At 68.6% G+C, this 726-nt stretch carries 1 protein-coding gene; it reads left to right on the forward strand.

Translation table 11 applies throughout. From position 1 onward, the window contains the following. Positions 1-726: ketoacyl-synthetase C-terminal extension domain-containing protein (locus IH48_RS0132235; protein WP_037844014.1), on the forward strand; the 726-nt coding region annotated here is incomplete at both ends.

The raw sequence follows: 726 nt of genomic DNA on the forward strand, positions 1-726 counted from the left end.
GCCGAGCAGCCGCTCCACCTCGGCTCCATCAAGTCCAACATCGGCCACACCCAGGCCGCCGCAGGCGCCGCCGGTGTCATCAAAATGATCCTCGCTATGCAGCACGGTGTCCTGCCCCGTTCCCTGCACATCGACGAGCCCACCTCACACGTCGACTGGACGAGTGGTGCCGTCAGCCTCCTCACCGAGCAAACCCCATGGCCGGTGACGGACCACCCGCGCCGGGCCGCCGTCTCCTCCTTCGGCATCAGCGGCACCAACGCCCACCTCATCCTCGAACAACCCCCCACGCAGGAAACGGAATCGGCGAGCGCGGCTCCTGCTATCCCGGCGGACACCGTCACCGGCGGACCAAGCGTCTGGCTGCTCTCGGGCAAGTCGGCGGGCGCACTGACCGCGCAGGCCGCGCAGCTGCACGCGTTCGCCACCGATCATCCGGAGGTGGACGCCCGGGACATCGCTCACGCCCTGGCCACCACCCGCACCACGTTCGACCACCGTGCCGCCGTCATCGCCCACGACCGCACCGACCTGTTGGAATCCCTCACCGCCTTGCGAGAAGGCCGGCCATCGCCGCACCTGGTGACCGGTCCCGCCGATCACCATTCCCGCACCGGAGGGAAAACAGCGTTCGTGTTCCCTGGTCAGGGTTCGCAATGGCCGGGCATGGGCCGCGAACTCCTACAGACCAGCAGTGTCTTCCGCACCCACATGCAGGCCTGCGCC

This window comes from Streptomyces sp. NRRL F-5126, assembly GCF_000721265.1.
Classification (GTDB): domain Bacteria; phylum Actinomycetota; class Actinomycetes; order Streptomycetales; family Streptomycetaceae; genus Streptomyces.